At 39.8% G+C, this 18067-nt stretch carries 9 protein-coding genes; all 9 read left to right on the top strand.

Annotated features, from left to right (window positions below; translation table 11 throughout):
• Positions 1-30 precede the first annotated feature (30 nt).
• Positions 31-963: an ABC transporter ATP-binding protein gene (locus tag HMPREF1207_RS00070; protein WP_231391987.1), complete on the top strand. Its 933-nt coding sequence runs from the start codon at positions 31-33 to the stop codon at positions 961-963.
• Positions 964-983: 20 nt separating this feature from the next.
• Positions 984-2132, top strand: coding sequence for an ABC transporter permease (locus HMPREF1207_RS00065; RefSeq protein WP_009673922.1), 1149 nt, complete (start codon positions 984-986; stop codon positions 2130-2132).
• Positions 2129-3259, top strand: coding sequence for an ABC transporter permease (locus HMPREF1207_RS00060; protein ID WP_016423331.1), 1131 nt, complete (start codon positions 2129-2131; stop codon positions 3257-3259). Before HMPREF1207_RS00065 ends, HMPREF1207_RS00060 begins: the two co-directional genes overlap by 4 nt.
• A gap of 113 nt (positions 3260-3372) precedes the next feature.
• The gene (locus tag HMPREF1207_RS00055) at positions 3373-4440 is read left to right on the top strand and encodes an ACP S-malonyltransferase (RefSeq protein WP_009673914.1); all 1068 of its coding nucleotides are present in this window, start codon (positions 3373-3375) and stop codon (positions 4438-4440) included.
• A 15-nt stretch (positions 4441-4455) separates the two neighbouring features.
• Positions 4456-6354, top strand: a complete 1899-nt coding sequence (locus HMPREF1207_RS00050) for a beta-ketoacyl synthase N-terminal-like domain-containing protein (RefSeq protein WP_009673928.1) — start codon at positions 4456-4458, stop codon at positions 6352-6354.
• 34 nt (positions 6355-6388) lie between these two features.
• Entirely contained in the window at positions 6389-7633 is a 1245-nt protein-coding gene (fabD, locus tag HMPREF1207_RS30090) for an ACP S-malonyltransferase (protein ID WP_036739332.1), read from the top strand.
• A gap of 20 nt (positions 7634-7653) precedes the next feature.
• Positions 7654-12324, top strand: a complete 4671-nt coding sequence (locus HMPREF1207_RS00040) for a beta-ketoacyl synthase N-terminal-like domain-containing protein (protein WP_009673918.1) — start codon at positions 7654-7656, stop codon at positions 12322-12324.
• 16 nt (positions 12325-12340) lie between these two features.
• Complete coding sequence (locus HMPREF1207_RS00035; protein ID WP_016423329.1) at positions 12341-17236, top strand: SDR family NAD(P)-dependent oxidoreductase; 4896 nt, start codon at positions 12341-12343, stop codon at positions 17234-17236.
• 56 nt (positions 17237-17292) lie between these two features.
• Positions 17293-18030: a thioesterase II family protein gene (locus HMPREF1207_RS00030; protein ID WP_016423328.1), complete on the top strand. Its 738-nt coding sequence runs from the start codon at positions 17293-17295 to the stop codon at positions 18028-18030.
• Positions 18031-18067 lie beyond the last annotated feature (37 nt).

The raw sequence follows: 18067 nt of genomic DNA, 5'->3' as shown, positions 1-18067 counted from the left end.
ATGACGACCTGTATTATGGAGGATGTGCGTGTGATAATCGAAGTTTCAGACGTGGTCAAAAAATATAATAATCTCGATGTGTTGAAAGGGGTTAATCTGAGCATACGTGAAGGTGAGATCTTTGGGTTGCTAGGACCTAATGGGGCTGGGAAATCTACGTTGATGAATACGATATTAGGACTTTTACGTTTTAACAGTGGCTCAGTGAAGATACTCGGCAAAGACTTTTCAACACATGCAACAGAAATTAAACGTAAAATTGGTTACGTTCCTCAGGAAATTGCTGTATTTGAAACGTTAAATGCGATAGATAATGTCACTTATTGGGGCAGATTGTATGGTCTGCGCGGAAATGAGTTAACACAAATGGTTAAGAAGGCACTGGAGTTTACTGGTCTGTGGGACAGAAGGAAATCGAAAGTGAGCACCTTTTCAGGCGGCATGAAGAGGAGACTCAATATTGCTTGTGCGATTGTGCATCAACCGCGTGTTCTATTTATGGACGAACCGACGGTTGGGGTTGATCCACAATCACGCAATCATATCTTGGAATCTATCCGTATAATGAACAAAGAAGGCACGACGGTCATTTATACGACTCACTATATGGAAGAAGTCGAGGCAATCTGTGACCGCGTTGCTATCATGGATTTTGGTCAGTTAATTGCACTTGGGACAATTGACGAATTAATCGCGGACCATATCCATGAACAGTGCCTAAGATTGGAATTCACTGCTGATACAGCGGAATCTGTCAAAGTAATCGAGTCCTTTGATGGAGTTTTGTCCTTTAGTGTTAACGAAGAGATATTAGAAATTAAACTAGACAAAGATGACAGTCGTATTCCTCTTATATTGGAACAATTAATCAAGCAACACTTTAATATAAAATATATGGCAGTAGAAAAACCGAATTTGGAAACTGTTTTCCTCCAATTAACAGGTAAGAAGTTGCGTGATTGATTCGGAAAAGAGGATATGCAATGAATATTTTGTTCCAGATGTTCTATGCGTTTAAACGGATGATCATGAATCCAAAAGCAATTTTGATTAATTTGCTTACTTATGCTATCGTTATTCTCATTTTGGGTTCAGTATTCGGTAGTACATATGATCTACAAAAGTCATTGGGGAAGGTCACAATAGCTTATGCAAACCTTGATTCAGGCAAGTATGGCGCTATTTTTGATGCTGCTTTACATTCAAATGATGTTACTCAGCTTGCGGAACTAAAACCGGTTGCGTCAGTAGATGATGGCAAAGTTCTTATTAATAAGGATGAAGCAGATGCCATTATTTATATTCCTGATAATTTCTCTGACGATGAAGATCTCCCCCATGTCGTCAATGTCTACTTAGCAACAGATTACGGTGTACCTACGCTGGTTGTTAAGAACATTGTAAGTAGCCTAACCAATTTGGTGAATACGTCTAGCGTTATTTATAACATAACAGGACAAGCAAAAGTCGATGCGTCTGGTTCCGAGCCTCAGAAGAAAAATGAAGAGAATGTCAAAGAACAATCCTTAACAAGTTCAAGTTCGCAAGCGACGACTGCGATGGGGTATTACAGCATAGCGATGATACTGATGCTATTATTATACGGGCAAGAATACGGTATTTTTATGGCGTCTGAAGACTATTTGGGCACTTTAGGTAATCGAATGCGCTTGTCTACTGTAAAACCGCATGTACAATATATTGGCAAAGGACTTGGTTTGTCATTGGTGACATTTTTCCAAGCGGTCATCTTACTCTTGTTTACAAAGTACGTGTATGGTGTGGATTGGGGAAACCATATTATAGTTGTACTTCTTACTTTGTTTATATTATCCATACTCGTTACACTACTTGGGTTGATGCTGGTTATTATTACACGTAGCATTCAAAAAGCACAATCATTATCCAATTTTATAAGTTTGGGGGGGACTTTCATCGTTGGCGGTTTTGTAATCGCGGACTTTGGATCAGTTGCCTATCTTTCACCAAGCTATTACGCTAAGACTGCTCTTTTCAATGTCGTATATGGGAATCAAGTGGAACAGGCACTTATGAATATTGGAATAATGATATTAATTTGTGTCGGATTCGTGCTTGTAAGCCTGGCTGCTTCGAGGAGGACGGTAGAATGACAATATTTCTTAATTGCATTAGACGTTTTTTCCAGAAGGGTTGGAGTTTGTTGTTTATTTTTGTTATACCGATTTTACTGACTGTTTTTTTGATTGTGGTGAAATCTCAGGAAGTTCAATATAAGATCGGGATAATAGATGAAGACAAGACCTTGTTCACTCAAGATTTTATAAAGCAATTGGAGGGGCAGTACAAGATTATCAATCTGACGAGCAATGATGATGTCAAAAGCATGGTTATTAATTCAGAACTAGACGGTGGGTTGCTATTTCAGCAGGGCTTCACCAAAAGCTTGTTGAATGGGGAAAACGTCTCTGTATTAACCTATGATTCAACAGGTACTGACATCTTTGGTCCTGTAAAAGTATATGTGTCAAGCTATGTATCTTCTGCTAAACAAATTGCAAGAGCGTCTGGAGGTGATGAGAAGATTTTTTACCAAGGCATGGACCATTACAAGAACAGCGCGTTTAACGTTACATATGAAAGTGCGCTTAAGTATGCAGGATCAGAACGAGACGTCAGCAATGCGGTAAAATCATTAGGATTTATTGCTAGTGGTATGATATTTCTTATGACATTCTCCACCAGTTTAATCTTACAAGATAAATTATCAGGTGTGTATGATCGTATTGCAGTTACGCCCGTATCAAGATTTAGTTATCTCATACAAAACATGCTGGCATGTTTTGTGATCGCTGCTATTCAATCCGTATTGTTACTAAGCATTATATCTGGCATAGTAGATTTTCCATTTGGGCAGACCTCTCAGCAGAAACAAGAAGTGTTGCTCGTGTGCTTGGCTTTCTCCCTTGTTTGTGTCGCTCTAGGTATAGCAATCAGTAGATTCTCAAACACTCGCCTTATGGCCGGTTCGCTCTCGACTTTAATTTACTTTCCTATGCTAATGCTGGGGGGGTGTTTTTGGCCGCGGGAGATTATGCCTAAATTTGCGCAGCAGATCGGAGATTTTTTTCCGACGACATGGTTTTTGCAAGCAGGTAGAGATGTTATAGCCGGGAAAGGTATTGCTGCTGCTTCACAGCAACTCATATATTTGCTTTGCTTTGCAGCTTTACTTATATTTATTTCCTTTATCGTAAGGAATGAAAAGGTAAGGATGTGATATGAACATACAAACAATTGTGGTAGGTCAAAAAATTAAATGATATGCAAAGACAGGTCGTAATCCAATGGATTACGACCTGTCTTAACATCCAAGGAGGGAGTGTTGCGTTTATGTACAACATAGCGATCTTACTGCCAGGCATAGGATCACAATATTTAAAAATGGGAAAATCCATGTATGACAACTATGCATCAGCAAAAAGGGTTTATGATATTGCTGACGAGTGTCTAGGTTATCATCTGCGGGAACGAATTATGTACGGTGATAGGAAGGAATTCGATGATAAAACATTTGTGTCGGCAGCTATTTTGACAACGAGCATTGCGTTTTTCACTGTTTTCCAAGACGTATTTAATATTAAGCCAGCTTATTATGCAGGACACAATATAGGAGAACTGTCGGCATTAGTTTGTTCAGGGGCAGTCGATTTTTCAGATGCACTTAATTTTATTGTAGGACATAGTCAAATTACTCTGTCCCAAAACGATGCATCAAATAAGGAAGAAATATCATTACGGTTACAGGCACTTATTGCAAAACTAACATTAAAAAGGCATGTTGAAAGCGTTATCACTGCTGTAGATGGCAAAATATATACGGACAGTGAAGATATTGTGAGATTAATGTTACAACCTTATACCCAGACACGATGGAAAGATACGATTCGATATATGACGAACCAAGGTATTTATCGCTTCATTGAAATAGGTCCTTCCAACATGTTACGTCATCAGGTTTTAGATGTTGAGCCTGCAGCACGTGTTCTTACGATGGATTATGAAGGCGACCCTTATTATTCCACAGAACTGTTCAAGAAAAGAAAGTTATTTAATAAGACGTATTTGTTGTCAAGGATGTTAGGAGTTGCAGTTAGTGTACCAAACAATAATTGTGACAATATGGATTATCTACAAAATGTCGTTACGCCATACAATCAGTTGAAAGACATCTATGATAAGTACTCGTCCTCCAATCAACAACCTTCCGACTCAGATATGGCAGATGCAAGCCGCTATTTTATGCAAATTATGCATGGAAAAAAGACTGAGGCAAATGAGATAAACCTAAGACTATCCGATCTCCAGGAAGAAACTCTAATCGAAGATGTTGATATGTTCATTGATTTGAGTAAGACCACGTTACTAGCAAAGGGCACACCGGTTAGTGGTATGTCTTAAGGAAGGAGCGACAATATGATAACAACTAAAAAGACGAATGCAATGGACCTCGTTATCTCGATGTTCAAAGACGGAAGAATAGATAAAGCAGAAGCGGGTCAATTATTAAAGGGACTGAATTCGCAAAAGACACCGGTTGCTATAGTTGGAATAGGTTGGAAATCTCCTTTGTCTGACAATTATAACGACATATGGGATGTAATATCAAACAAGCGCACGTTAATACAGGCTTGTCCAAAGGATAGAATAACACGCGCCGCGCAATTGTTAGGTGGATTAGATACTGATGAGCGTAATTATCATTATGGTGCCATCTTATCAGATATCGATGAGTTTGATTATGAGTTATTTGGTATATCGCATGAAGATGCTTCATTGATGGAACCTAGCCATAGAATCATGCTTCAAGCTGCGTACCGGGCACTTGAAGATGCGGGTTATCTTGGCACAGACCGCAGAAATGAGATTACAGGGGTGTATATCGCCGCTAATTTTACTGCTAACCAATTAGTTAATTATCTTAAGCATATCGATGATATTAACATGAAATCGTATATGTTGAATTGGACTAGCTTTCTTGCTACACGTCTTTCAAATAAATTTGATTTGCGAGGTCCTTCAACTGTAATTGAGAATAGTTGTGTTAGTGGTGCATTAGCGCTTTATGAGGCTTGCAATTTGCTTGAAATGGGTAAAATTACGTCAGCACTTGTCGGGGGAATCAATATTTCGCATTTGCTTGATCAAAGAATAGTATTGAATGAAGTTTTTCATCATGCGCCGGATATTGCGAGTAAAAGCTTTGATGATGAGCCTGGTGGTAACTATCTAGGAGAAGGAGCAATCGCCTTGTATTTAAAGCCGCTTGATAAGGCGGTGGCGGATCAAGACCGGATACATGGGATTATCCGGGGGATAGATACAAATAACAGTGGTGGGGCGAGCGTTGACTTTCTGCAAACAAGTTCGGAAATGATTACACAAGTCGTACAGGGAGCGCTTAATGATGCGAATCTAAGCGCGGAAGATATTACGTATGTTGACGGTGAAGGGTATTGTGAAAGAATTGAACAAGCGTTAGAAGTTAAAGGATTGATTAATGGCTTTCAAACTTCTACACAGAAAAAACAATATTGTGCACTTGGACTAACGAGTGTGAATTTAGGCTATTCAGAAGCAATGTTAGGTTTGAGTAATGCTGTGTGTTCTGTGCTTGCCTTAAAAAATAAACAGATACCGCCTGTCTATAAATTTGATACCCCTTCCTCCTATTTGGATTTAATCAATTCGCCATTTTATATAAACGACAAATTAAAAGACTGGGAAGTTGAGGAAGGGAAAAAACGTATCGTTGCATCGTTTTCTAGTGGATATGGCGGAGGGAATGCACTTACCATATATGAAGAGTATATTCCTGATGAACTGAATTTACAGCCATGGATTAAAGACTGCTATTTATTTTGTATATCGGGGCACACGCTTGTTTCCTTGCAACAGACAATCAGCAAATTTACGGAATTTGTAAAGCAATACAAGGATACGGAGACGGCTAACGCGCTTGATTTTTCCTATACGGTTCTAGCACGTCGGCAGCATTATAGTCCGTATCGCCTAGCGGTTGTTTACCGTACATTTGATGACCTCTATGATACTTTAAGCCAATGGATCGCTCAAAACAGATCCAGTCATGATATTTACTATGATGAGAAAAGAAGAAAGAGCGTTGCAGAAAATCGTGATGTAGAGCAAGGCATGCTATCTTCTTTTGCCAGGTATGATATGCATGAAATAGCTGAGTACTATGTGAACGGTTATGCCATTGATTTTAATAGTTTGTTTCATGACGAACAACCCAGATTGATTGATGTTCCAGGTTACTGTTTTACACAATCGAAATGTTGGATAGGAGGGTAGATTAGGGCGTTGATGAACGGTCTAATCAATTAAAATGATGAAAAAAGCATTCTATTTTCCGGGACAAGGTTCACAGTATGTTGGCATGGGAAAAACACTATGTGAAAATTCTAAAATCGCTTCAGATGTATTCGCGGAAGCGAGTGATGCATTGTCATTTGATCTAAAGAAGTTGTGTTTTGAAAGTGATCAAACGAATTTAACATTAACACATAATGCCCAGCCTGCGATTTTAACAACAAGTGTAGCCATGTATCGTGTACTGATGGATAGGCACATGATTAAACCCGACTTAATGGCCGGACATAGTTTAGGTGAGATTACTGCACTCACTTGCGCAGGTGCCATCGATTTTGCTGATGCGGTCAGAATTGTGCGTAAACGGGGAGAGTTGATGCAAGAAGCGATTGCACCGGAAGCAGGTTGCATGGTGTCAGTGATGATGCGTGATGTGGAGAAACTTGAGCATATTTGTCATTCGGTTACTCAATCAAACGAAGTGGTAAGTATCTCAAATTATAATTCACGCACGCAAACCGTTATTTCTGGACATCGTAAAGCTGTTGATAAGGTTGTAAATTTACTGAATGAAGAGGGGCTAAAATCTGTTTATCTCAATGTAAGCGCTCCATTTCACTGTAGCATTATGCAACCGGTTGCAACGCTTTTTGAAGAAGAACTTAAAAAATACCGGTTTACAAATTTTACGATACCTGTTCTTTCTAACGTCACAGCTAAGCCTTACCTGGGCAGCGAGGATATCATTCCTAATCTTACAGCGCAAATTTACTCACCTGTTCGCTGGGTAGACTGCATGCTCTATGCTAAAAAATATATGATCCAATATGGCGTGGAAGTAGGTCCGGGACATGTACTTAAGAACTTGATGAATAACATTTTCGGTGACACGCCTATATTTGCGTATGACCATACTAATGATATCGAAAAACTTGAAAAACACATTCAGAATACTGCTATTCCGTTTTTGTCCAGAAGTTTAGGTATTTTTGCGGCTACCCGTAACAATAATTGGGATAGTGAACAATACCAACGAGGGGTTATTGAACCCTATAACAAGCTAAATGCACTTCAGAGCGAGATTGAAAATGAAGGAAGAACGGCTACTGAAGATGAGATGCAACAAGCTATTACAATGCTGCTAATGATGTTCAAAACGAAACAAACAAGCCGAGAAGAACAGATCGCAAGATTAAAAGAGTTATTCAGAGATTCCAATACAGAAACCATTTTCGAGCATTTTGATTACAATGCAATTTAACAAAAGAAGGGGGCTATCCAGTGGATTTGAATATGATTAAGCAAATACCGTATTCGCTATCCGATTCCGATTGTCATGAACCTTCTGCTCAAGATATAGCGATCATTGGTTTACATGCAAAAGTTGGAAAAGCCAACAATGTGAATGAGTTTTGGGATTATATCCGCGATGGGATGGACTTGATCACTGATTTTCCGCAACAACGGTATCAGGATGCGGTTCGATCCTATCAATACATGCAACAGAAGGAAATGCCTGAAAGTTTAGGGCAATGTGCTTATATGGAACGAATCGATTTATTCGATCCAAGTGTATTTAATATCTCACCTCGGGAAGCTGAATTCATGGATCCAGCGCAACGTATGTTTTTGGAGTCGGCTTGGACAGCGCTTGAGGATGCCGGTTATGGTGGCGGTCGTTTAAAAGGAAGTCCGACAGGTGTGTTTTTAGGCTATACAAGTCCGCCTGATTCCTACCGTTCGTTGCTGAAAGAGAATGAAGCGCATACGCACGGAATTTCAGTTTCTGGAAATGTGGATGCCATTATCGCTAGTAGAATTAGCTACCTGTTAAATCTAAAAGGACCGGCAGTTAATATTGATACGACTTGCTCATCCTCTTTGGTAGCTGTGCATATGGCTTGTGAGCAAATCATGAATGGTAGCATTACAATGGCGATTGCGGGTTCTGTTCGATTCAGAATAACACCCACACCACAAGTGATTGAGAACAAGATGGGTATTGAATCTTCTTCTTCAAGAACGAAGACGTTTAACTATGATGCAGACGGTACAGGCACAGGAGAAGGTGTTATATGTTTTATCCTGAAGTCGTTACGCGATGCGGTCCGCGACCGCGATAATATTTATGCGGTTATTAAAGGGGGAAGTATCAACCAAGACGGAGCTTCGATCGGCATTACTGCACCAAATGCTGAGGCTCAAGAATCTGTCATAAGAGGCGCATGGAAAGACGCTCGAATCAATCCTGAGACGATATCCTATATTGAAGCGCATGGTACAGCAACAAAACTTGGCGATCCTGTTGAAATTAACGGTATAGAACGTGCGTTCAGCCGAGTGACGGACAAGAAACAGTTCTGTGCAATCGGATCTGTAAAAAGTAACGTGGGTCACCTTGATAGTGCGGCGGGAGCGGTAGGGCTACTTAAAGCAGTTTTAATGCTAAAGCATAAGCAATTACCTCCAACGCTTCACTTCACAGCACCTAACCAAAAGATTAATTTTTCATCATCTCCTCTTTATGTTAATGATAAGTTATGTGATTGGGAGCCGGCGCATTACCCAAGACGATGTGGCGTTAGTTCCTTCGGCATGAGCGGGACAAACTGCCATGTCATCTTAGAAGAAGCCCCCCAAGTAGATAGTGTACTATATAGTCCAAAACAGTCTCGGATATTTACAGTTTCGGCCAAAGATGAACAGACTGTTAGCCGTTACATTGAGCTATATAAGCAATACTTAACGCAAATGCCAAACTGCAATCTTGATGATTTATGCTATACCGCCAATGTCGGGAGAGTTCATTTTGAATGCCGTTTTGCGATGATTCTTCATTCTCCGGATGATCTTTTTGCGATTAGTTTCACACAGCATGCTAACGATAACCGATATGTCTATGGCGAACATAAAATAACAGATTCCGATATTACGGATGGATATATTCACCGCAATACGGTGCAATTACTTTCGCAAAAAGCTGCTGAAATAACGCAGCAAATTATCCATGAATCGGACGGAGGGCAACATAAGGAGTTATTAAATGCATTAATTGCACTATATGTCCAAGGTGCGACTGTTGACTGGGATCAATTATATGGAAGAGAAGAACGACGTAAATTGAGCATCCCTACTTATCCGTTCGATCACAAAAGATATTGGGTTTCGTTACCGTCTAAACAAGAAAAAGAATTAGTTGAATCTCGCAAAGAGAATCTTCATCCATTAGTTCATACATGTGTGTTAGATACCCATCGTATGCATGTATATATGACAAAGATGAATGTTGAACAATGTTGGGAATTAAAATGTCATATGATAAATGGTGTTCATGTTTTACCCGGCACTGTTTTTTTTGAAATGGCAGTATTCGTAAGCACTCGGTATTTAAAACATGCTCAATTTGATATTGAAAATCTATTATATTGTGTTCCATTTGCTTGTGGCCGGCATGAAACTCGTACGATTCATACCATCATAAGGGAGGAGCATGATGGCATTTCGGTAAATTGCTTTAGTAAAAACGATAAGGAATCTGAATGGATCCATCATTTAGAAGTATCTGTGCGCAAAAGAAAACATGCCCCTCCTAAAAATAGGTCAATTGATATCACTTCGATTATAGCTCGTTGTGAGGTAATGGATAAGCATACATCATTGGTACCTAAATCAATTGTAGAAATTACAGGTAATAAGTGGAACAATCTATCGGCGCTTTATAAGAATGATAAAGAACTTTTACTTTGTTTCTCAGTTGATAAAAGCTTACTAACAGAAGTGGATCAATATATACTGTTTCCGTCTTTACTAGATCCGGCAATTAATTCTGGAAATTTGATTATTAATGATGTGTTTTTGCCATTCTCCTGTGAACAAGCGCGCTTCTACCAACCTCTTCCGCCTAGGATGTATAGCTATATTAAACTAAAAGAGCAAGAACGTGTAACTCAGGAGTTTGCGGCTTTTGACATCACGCTACTGGACGAGGATTTTCATATCATTGGGGAGCTGAACAATTATGTTATTAAAAAAATCCATGACGAGAAGAACTTTATGAAGTCCTCCCAACATCAGTATAGAACGACACACTGGATTGCTTGTTCTGACCCCATTGATAAAGCGGTGAATGTTGTGAAGGAAGACGATTGCATACTCGTAATGTATCGTCAAGGGCAACTCAATTCATCTCTGATGCTGCAGATGCGTCAGTACTTTGGAGAGCGGATAATAGCTGTAGAGTTAAGAGAGGCATGTGATTTTGATACCATCCTATCTTCATTGGCGAAGGAGAATATTAAATATATTGTTCATATGGCTTCGCTTATTCATGAAGAAATGCAAACAGGATCACAGCTTATAACAGAGATGGAGTTGCTCTTCAAAAGCACATTTAATCTGATAAAAGCATTACTTAACCAAGATGTTCGTCATTCAATAAACTTGGTTATATACACCTCAAATGCAACGAAAGTAACCGGTGAGGAAGAATGGATTCAACCGTTGAGCTACGGATTGAGTGGTATGGTCAATACGATCGGCAGAGAGTATGCGAACATAAAGACACGCGTAATAGATATTGATAACGATACGTCTGCAGACGTTCTAATCGAAGACATGCTTAGCAATGAATCGTTGCATGCGGTGTCCTATCGAAAAAATGTTAAGTATATGCAACAACTTAACAATGTCACACATGGAACAGCCCTTAATGATGAACAAATGACGTTAGTCGATAACGGGGTTTATATCATCACAGGTGGGTTAGGTGGCATGGGGTTAGCCATTTCCCAATACTTATTCCGCCTTAATCCAACTATTCATATCGTGTTGCTTAACAGGACCTATTCAAGAGATACATTTTCGCTTCTATCGGAGCCTATTGATCCAATTCTGCGTAAGAAACTGGAGCAGGTACAAAGCCTTTGGTCTCAAGGATACTCATTGGATATTATGCAGGTTGATATTGCTGACTATATACAAATGGATGATGCATTACAGCAATTACGAGATGCACATGGAGCGGTCCGCGGGATAATACATGCTGCCGGTATTGCTGGAGATGGTTTCATTATGAATAAGACATGGCAAACGTATGAATCCGTCTTAAGACCGAAAATTGCCGGAACCTGGGTATTGCATGAACTGACGCGCAATGATCCTTTAAGCTTTTTTGTGATGTGTTCTTCTTACGTCTCCATATTTGGTGCAGCAGGACAAAGTGATTATGTCGCTGCGAATGCGTTTCTGGATAGTTTTTCATATTACCGCCGTACATTAGGGTTGCCTAGTTTGACAATTAACTGGACAGGGTGGCGTGAATCAGGGATGGCGGCAGTAAGTGGTATACGCGAAGAAGGGCCGTATGTGCGATTCCTTAATGATGAAGAAGGAGCCGCCGCGTTCTGGCATGCCTTAAAAACAAAGCTGCCACAGGTACTGATCGGAGATATTGATTATAAAGCTTTAGAAATGGAACATGACAATCTTATCATCAGTTTGTTTGAGAATAGTAGCAATCATAGAGGTAACGATCAGAGTCATTGGAGTAAGGGGACTAGCCCCGAGGATAAAGAGATCGTTGTGATCGGGAAAAGTATGAGCGATATTACGGATATTGAAAGAAATGTAATCTACGCTTGGTCACAAACTCTCGGCAATGATGAAGTAGATATCCATGCTAAATTTTTTGAGTCGGGTGGCAATTCATTGCTTGCTGCATATCTTCAAAAAGAACTGGATAAGTTCTATCCCGGTATCATCGTGATTACGGATATGTTTGTATATTCTACAGTAGTAGAAATCGCGCAATATATTGAGACAAAGACAACGAAGAGTAACAAAATAACAATTAAGAAGGAAAGTAGTAATAACATACAGGATATGGTAGACCAATTCGTTGCAGGTGATATGAATATGGAGCAGGTACTAGCGTTACTTGATAAGGACAATTAAAAGGAGGTATTTAGTTATGAACACTGTAAAAAGATTTATTTTAGATCAACTCAGCATGAAGCATATTTCCCAAACAGAAGCAGTAAATTTGTTAGCGAAGCTTCAACAAAATGAAGAAGAGAAATTAACCGAAATAGCGGTCATTGGCGTTGCAAACAGGCTGCCTATGGCAAAAAATCCAGGAGAATTCTGGGGTAATTTGGTAAATAGCAGGGTGTGTTTTGTGCCGAAACCTGAAGATAGGCTCGTTTTTGACAAAATGCTCTTAAAGAATATTGCATTTGCCGAGTATATCGGCTATAATCCATCGCCAGAAAATTATGACAAACTTGAACAGTTTCAAGGTGGTTATATTACGGATTGGGATAAATTTGATGCCGCCTTTTTCGGGATTCCTCCACGGGAGGCACGCTATATCGAACCTGAGCAAAGGGTATTCATGGAAACTGCGGTGACAGCAATCGAAGATGCCGGTTATAGCATTCCGTCGATAACCAATTCGAACATGGGTGTATTTGTAGGAAAAGATGAAACAAACTCTATCCATTATAAATACCTGACCGAAGATGATCAGATGAAACTAAGCGGATTTTGGAATGGGATCTTAGCAAGCCGTATTAGCTATACGTTTAACTTAAAAGGGCCGGCTCTCGTCCTTGATACTGCCTGCTCTTCCGGACTTGTCGCAATACATGAAGCGTGTAGTGCTCTTCGCAATCAAGAGTGTGACATGGCACTGGCGGGTGGAATTAACCTCGGCATCACTGGTTTCAATATGCAAGATAGTGATAACAAAGAAACATCAGATGAGGATATGAGTATTATGGACACCGTCCAATCCAAGGACTATCGCATCCGCACCTTTGACAAAAAGTGTAGTGGTACGGTGTTCTCTGAAGGTGTTGTTGTATTCTTATTGAAGCCGCTCAAGAAAGCGATAAAAGATGGCGACCACATTTACGGTGTGATAAAGGGGAGTTCAATAAACAATGATGGGGCTTCAAACGGTATCACTGCTCCGAATCCGCTCGCCCAGGAGGAAGTCATCATTAATGCTTGGAAAAAAGCTAATGTTTCACCTGAATCTATCAGTTACGTCGAGACACATGGTACTGGAACGTTGCTCGGTGACCCGATTGAAGTTACTGGCTTATCAAATGCTTTTTCAAAATTTACGGATAAAAAGCAATTCTGTGGAATTGGTTCTGTGAAAACAAACATCGGACATACGGTCGGTGCTGCCGGCCCTACAAATCTATTAAAAGTTCTTCTATCTATGAAACACCGGATGTTACCACCGAGTCTTCATTTTGAGGAGACGAATCCATACATTAATTTTATCAATTCACCTCTATATGTAGTCGACAAATGCATGAATTGGGATAGCGGGGAAATGCCGCTGCGAGCAGGAATAAGTGCGTTTGGTTTTAGTGGAACCAATTGCCACATTATCGTAGAAGAATATAAGGATTCTGATCTGTTACCAGACACGACGGCAAATAATGTACTTACTCTATCGGCAAAAACTGAAACCGCTTTAAAAAGCTTAATTCATAACTATGAACAATTTCTTGAGAATGAACAGGATATACCGATCGGTAACCTATGCTATACGGCGAACACGGGCCGGGGGCATTATACCTATCGAATCGCTATTGTATTCAATACCCTCAAAGACCTAACAGACAAACTTGCTATTCTGAAAAAAACCGAATTAAAAAATATGGTCAATCATAGCATTTACTATGGAAAAAATCATGTCGTATCGGATAAGCGGCAAAGTATAAATGAAGGCGATATTTCAACTAGTGAGCTAAATCGCATAACACAAGAAGCGCAAAAAATTGTTTTAACAGGAAGAGAAGGGAGTGAAAACAGTTCGCAACTCTCCAAGCTTTGTGAACTGTATGTGAAAGGAGCCACAGTTGATTGGAAGCAGTTGTATCAAGATGGTTCATATAAGCGCGTTTCCTTACCTACGTATCCATTTGATAGAACACATTATTGGGCTGAACCGATTACAATGGCACAATCTATTCTCAGGAAACCGGATAGTACGATATTACATCCGCTTGTTCATCAATGTATTGTTGATTCGATGAAGCAAAGTGTGTATCTCGTTAATCCCGAACTTACAAAAGAATGGGTTGTTACCGACCATAAGCTTATGGGCACCCATCTGCTAGTCGGAACGGCATATCTTGAAATGATTAAAGAAGCATGCCAGCATTGTTTTAACAATGCAAATATTGTGATTCAGGATCTCGTTTTTATGGCCCCGTTGCTAGCTTATGAGGGAGATATGGATATCCATATTGTTATTACCCAAAATGACGTTAACGCAGATTTTTCGGTTGTATCTAGGCATGAGGAATCAACTGGGGACGTGTGGATAGAACATTCCAAGGGTACGGTTTGTATGCATGATGATACGCCGCCTAAGCAGTTGCAATTTTCAGAAATAGAATCAGACCCCGCTTTGAAAAAGTTTAGTATTAAACAAGGGTTGGAAGAAAAAGAGCTGATTCTTAATAGTTGGGAAAGTGATAATTATTTTGGTGAGCGTTGGGAATCCATAATGAATTTCTTCACCAAAGCAAATGGTGATCGGGATGAAATTATAACCGAGATACAAATTCCAGACAAATATTTGTCTGATTTAGACCAATTTTCTTTCCACCCGGCATTGGTTGACAATGCAATTAATATACCTGTTATCCGACTCTATACGGGTGGGCGTAAACTATTGCCTTTCTCGTATAAAAACTTAAAATTCTATCGCCGGGTTCCGCGTCATTTTTATAGTAAGATTACTATTTTGACAAAGGATAATAATACAGAAGTTTTTACGTTCCGTGTCTCACTCGTGGATACATCTGGCAATGTGATCGCAGAGGCGGAAGAAGTCACGCTTCGGCAAATTAGCAAAATGAATGAGTTTAAAAAGAACGCCTTTTACGGTACAAACTGGATGTTGCAACCGGCAACGATACAAAAAACTCAGAATGTGCAAGGTAATGTATTAGTTTTTTGTGACCAGGGTGAATATTATGCTCGTGCGCTTGCAGAACAAATCCAGCATCAAGACAGTCGGTTGTTTTTTGTCTCTATCGGCAAAAAATTCAGCCAAATTGATGCAACCCAGTTTACGGTTGGTGAGGATGAGGAAGATTACGACAAACTGCTTGCTGCGATTGGTGTGAACAATCTTTGTTCGGTCTATCACTTCAGTACCGTTAACTTTACACGAACGGACGTTTCGGCGGAGCGATACGGAGAAGAATTACATCAAGGTCTCTATAGTGTGGTTTATTTGACCAGAGCGATACTTAGAACGATCCGTGATTCTGTCGAGTTTGTGTTGTTGACTGACTATGCACATGAAGTAACAGGGGAAGAAGCTTGTATCAAGCCTGCAAACGCAGCCTTTCTGGCAGTAGCCAAGTCAACTGCGACAGAGTATCCTAATCTTCGCTATCGTTGTATCGACATAGATGAGGCAACAGATATGGAGACTGTACTGGATGAGGTGTTGACGGAGAATCCAACCTTCCGCGTCGCATATCGAAACAATCAACGATTCACGGAGGCACTTACTGTAATCGAACAGAAACAAGAATCGATGAGGGAGATGGAGATTAAGCAAACGGGCGTCTATTTAATTACAGGAGGTACCGGTGGATTAGGGTTGCAAATGGCAATAGATTTAGGGAATAGGGGAGCACGAACAATCTGTCTTCTGGCTCGTAAAGCATTGCCTGACCGGTCAACATGGCAAACCTTACTTTCGAATAGAGATCGTAAACTTAGTACCCTTATTGAATCGATCTTATATCTTGAAAACCTAGGGTGTACCGTTTTGCTTCGCTATACGGATGTTAGTGATAGGGTACAAATGGAAAGCATTCTATCAGAGCTAAAAGAAGCATATGGCCCTATTAATGGCATTATCCACTGCGCTGGAATGGCAGGAGATGGATTTCTGTTTAACAAAAATATGAATACATTTCGTGATGTCGTAAGACCAAAGATTAATGGTACGGTAGTATTGGACGCTCTGACGAGAGGAGAGAAGCTTGATTTCTTTATCCTGTTTTCTTCGATGACGTCTTTATTAGGAGGACCGGGGCAAAGTGATTATACCGCGGCGAACGCTTTCCTTGATGCATATGCGCCGTACCTTCGGAAAAAAGGTATACCTGTGCAAACTGTGAATTGGCCAGGATGGAGTGAAGTGGGTATGGCAGTAGATTATCAGGTTGCTGATGCCGTTACCTTATTCCGTTCGCTAGAGACGGAAGTAGCTATTCAGGCGCTAAATGAGATCATAAAGTACGATTTAAGTAATGTTATACCAGGGCAAATCAATTATGACATTCTTCAACAAATAGGGGAGAATAATCTTCCGTTTAGACTGTCGCCATGGTTGAAGAAAAACCTTGATCGTCATATAAGTCGTCACAATACACAGAAAAAACAAGTAGCAAAACAAACGATTGCACCAGAAGATATACACATTATAGGTAAAAATGATAATTATACGACCACAGAGAATGAAGTGGCGTTCCGCTATGCTGTCGTTTTGGATCTAAGAGAGATTGATATCTATGAGAGTTTTAATTCTCTCGGAGGGGATTCAATTCATGCGATGGAACTTTTAAAGGAAATAAATGCGATATATCCTAGAACGATTGATATTACGGATATTTTTACGCACTCTTCCGTAGAAGAATTAGCGGGGCTCATTGATAAGAAGCGCGGTATCGGTAAAGAACAATCCGATGACAAGGCGGTTATTGTACCGGATTATAAATTGTCCGATGATGATATTATGTCAATGTTAGACAATGTGGAAAAAGGCAATGTATCCTCTTTCGATGAAGCGATAAAAGTAATTAAAAGTAACAAATGATACATGATTGTATCATCATATCTCGCATTGTCGATTTGTAGAAAGGGGTTATTGATATGGGCAATGAGATTAAACTGTTTTGCATTCCTTATTCAGGGGGATCCGCCGAAGTATATCGCAAATGGAGCAAATCGTTAAGCAGCGATATACAATTGTTCCCTGTGGAATTGCCGGGCCATGGCAAGAGAATTTTTGAGCCACTTCGGGATGACATAGATACTATTGTTGAGGATATCACTGCTACGATAGCAAGCAATGTTGCTTCGAACGACGATTATGCGATATTTGGACATAGTTTAGGTTCATTACTTACGTTTGAAACGTATTATAAGTTAATCGAGAACGGTGTTCATAAACCGCAGCATATTTTTTTTAGCGGACGTAACGCACCGCAAAATAAGCATAACCAAACTTCAATTCATCGATTGCCAGACGAGCAATTTTTGCATGCGGTTATGACTTATGGGGGCAGTACACATGAAATAATCAAAAATCCAGAGTTGCTTGATTTATTCTTACCGATATTGCGCGCTGATTTTAAGATATCAGAAACATATTGTTACCAAGAGAAAAAAGATAAGATCGCTTGTGATATTACAATCATTAATGGTCGCAACGACCGCAGTGCTATCATATATGACATGAGCGAGTGGAAATATTATGCGGGTGGGGCAGCGACTTTTCATACGGTAGATGGTGGTCACTTTTTTATTACAGAGAATTATGAACCTGTTGTGGATATTATCAAGCAGACATTGACAATATCGGATAAAATTCTCGAAACGCAAGGATAGATCGTTTTATTGTGAAATAATCTTCATTTATGTTAAT

This window comes from Paenibacillus sp. HGH0039 (assembly GCF_000411255.1).
Classification (GTDB): domain Bacteria; phylum Bacillota; class Bacilli; order Paenibacillales; family NBRC-103111; genus Paenibacillus_F.
Note: the sequence above shows the minus strand (reverse complement) of the source record. Positions and strands in the feature narration are given on the sequence as shown.

Excerpts from the sequence above, each read along its gene's own strand:
- HMPREF1207_RS00060 (WP_016423331.1), top strand. The coding sequence starts at position 2,129 with ATGACAATATTTCTTAATTGCATTAGACGTTTTTTCCAGAAGGGTTGG.
- HMPREF1207_RS00065 (WP_009673922.1), top strand. The coding sequence starts at position 984 with ATGAATATTTTGTTCCAGATGTTCTATGCGTTTAAACGGATGATCATG.
- HMPREF1207_RS00035 (WP_016423329.1), top strand. The coding sequence starts at position 12,341 with ATGAACACTGTAAAAAGATTTATTTTAGATCAACTCAGCATGAAGCAT.
- fabD (WP_036739332.1), top strand. The coding sequence starts at position 6,389 with ATGATGAAAAAAGCATTCTATTTTCCGGGACAAGGTTCACAGTATGTT.
- HMPREF1207_RS00050 (WP_009673928.1), top strand. The coding sequence starts at position 4,456 with ATGATAACAACTAAAAAGACGAATGCAATGGACCTCGTTATCTCGATG.
- HMPREF1207_RS00030 (WP_016423328.1), top strand. The coding sequence starts at position 17,293 with ATGGGCAATGAGATTAAACTGTTTTGCATTCCTTATTCAGGGGGATCC.
- HMPREF1207_RS00055 (WP_009673914.1), top strand. The coding sequence starts at position 3,373 with ATGTACAACATAGCGATCTTACTGCCAGGCATAGGATCACAATATTTA.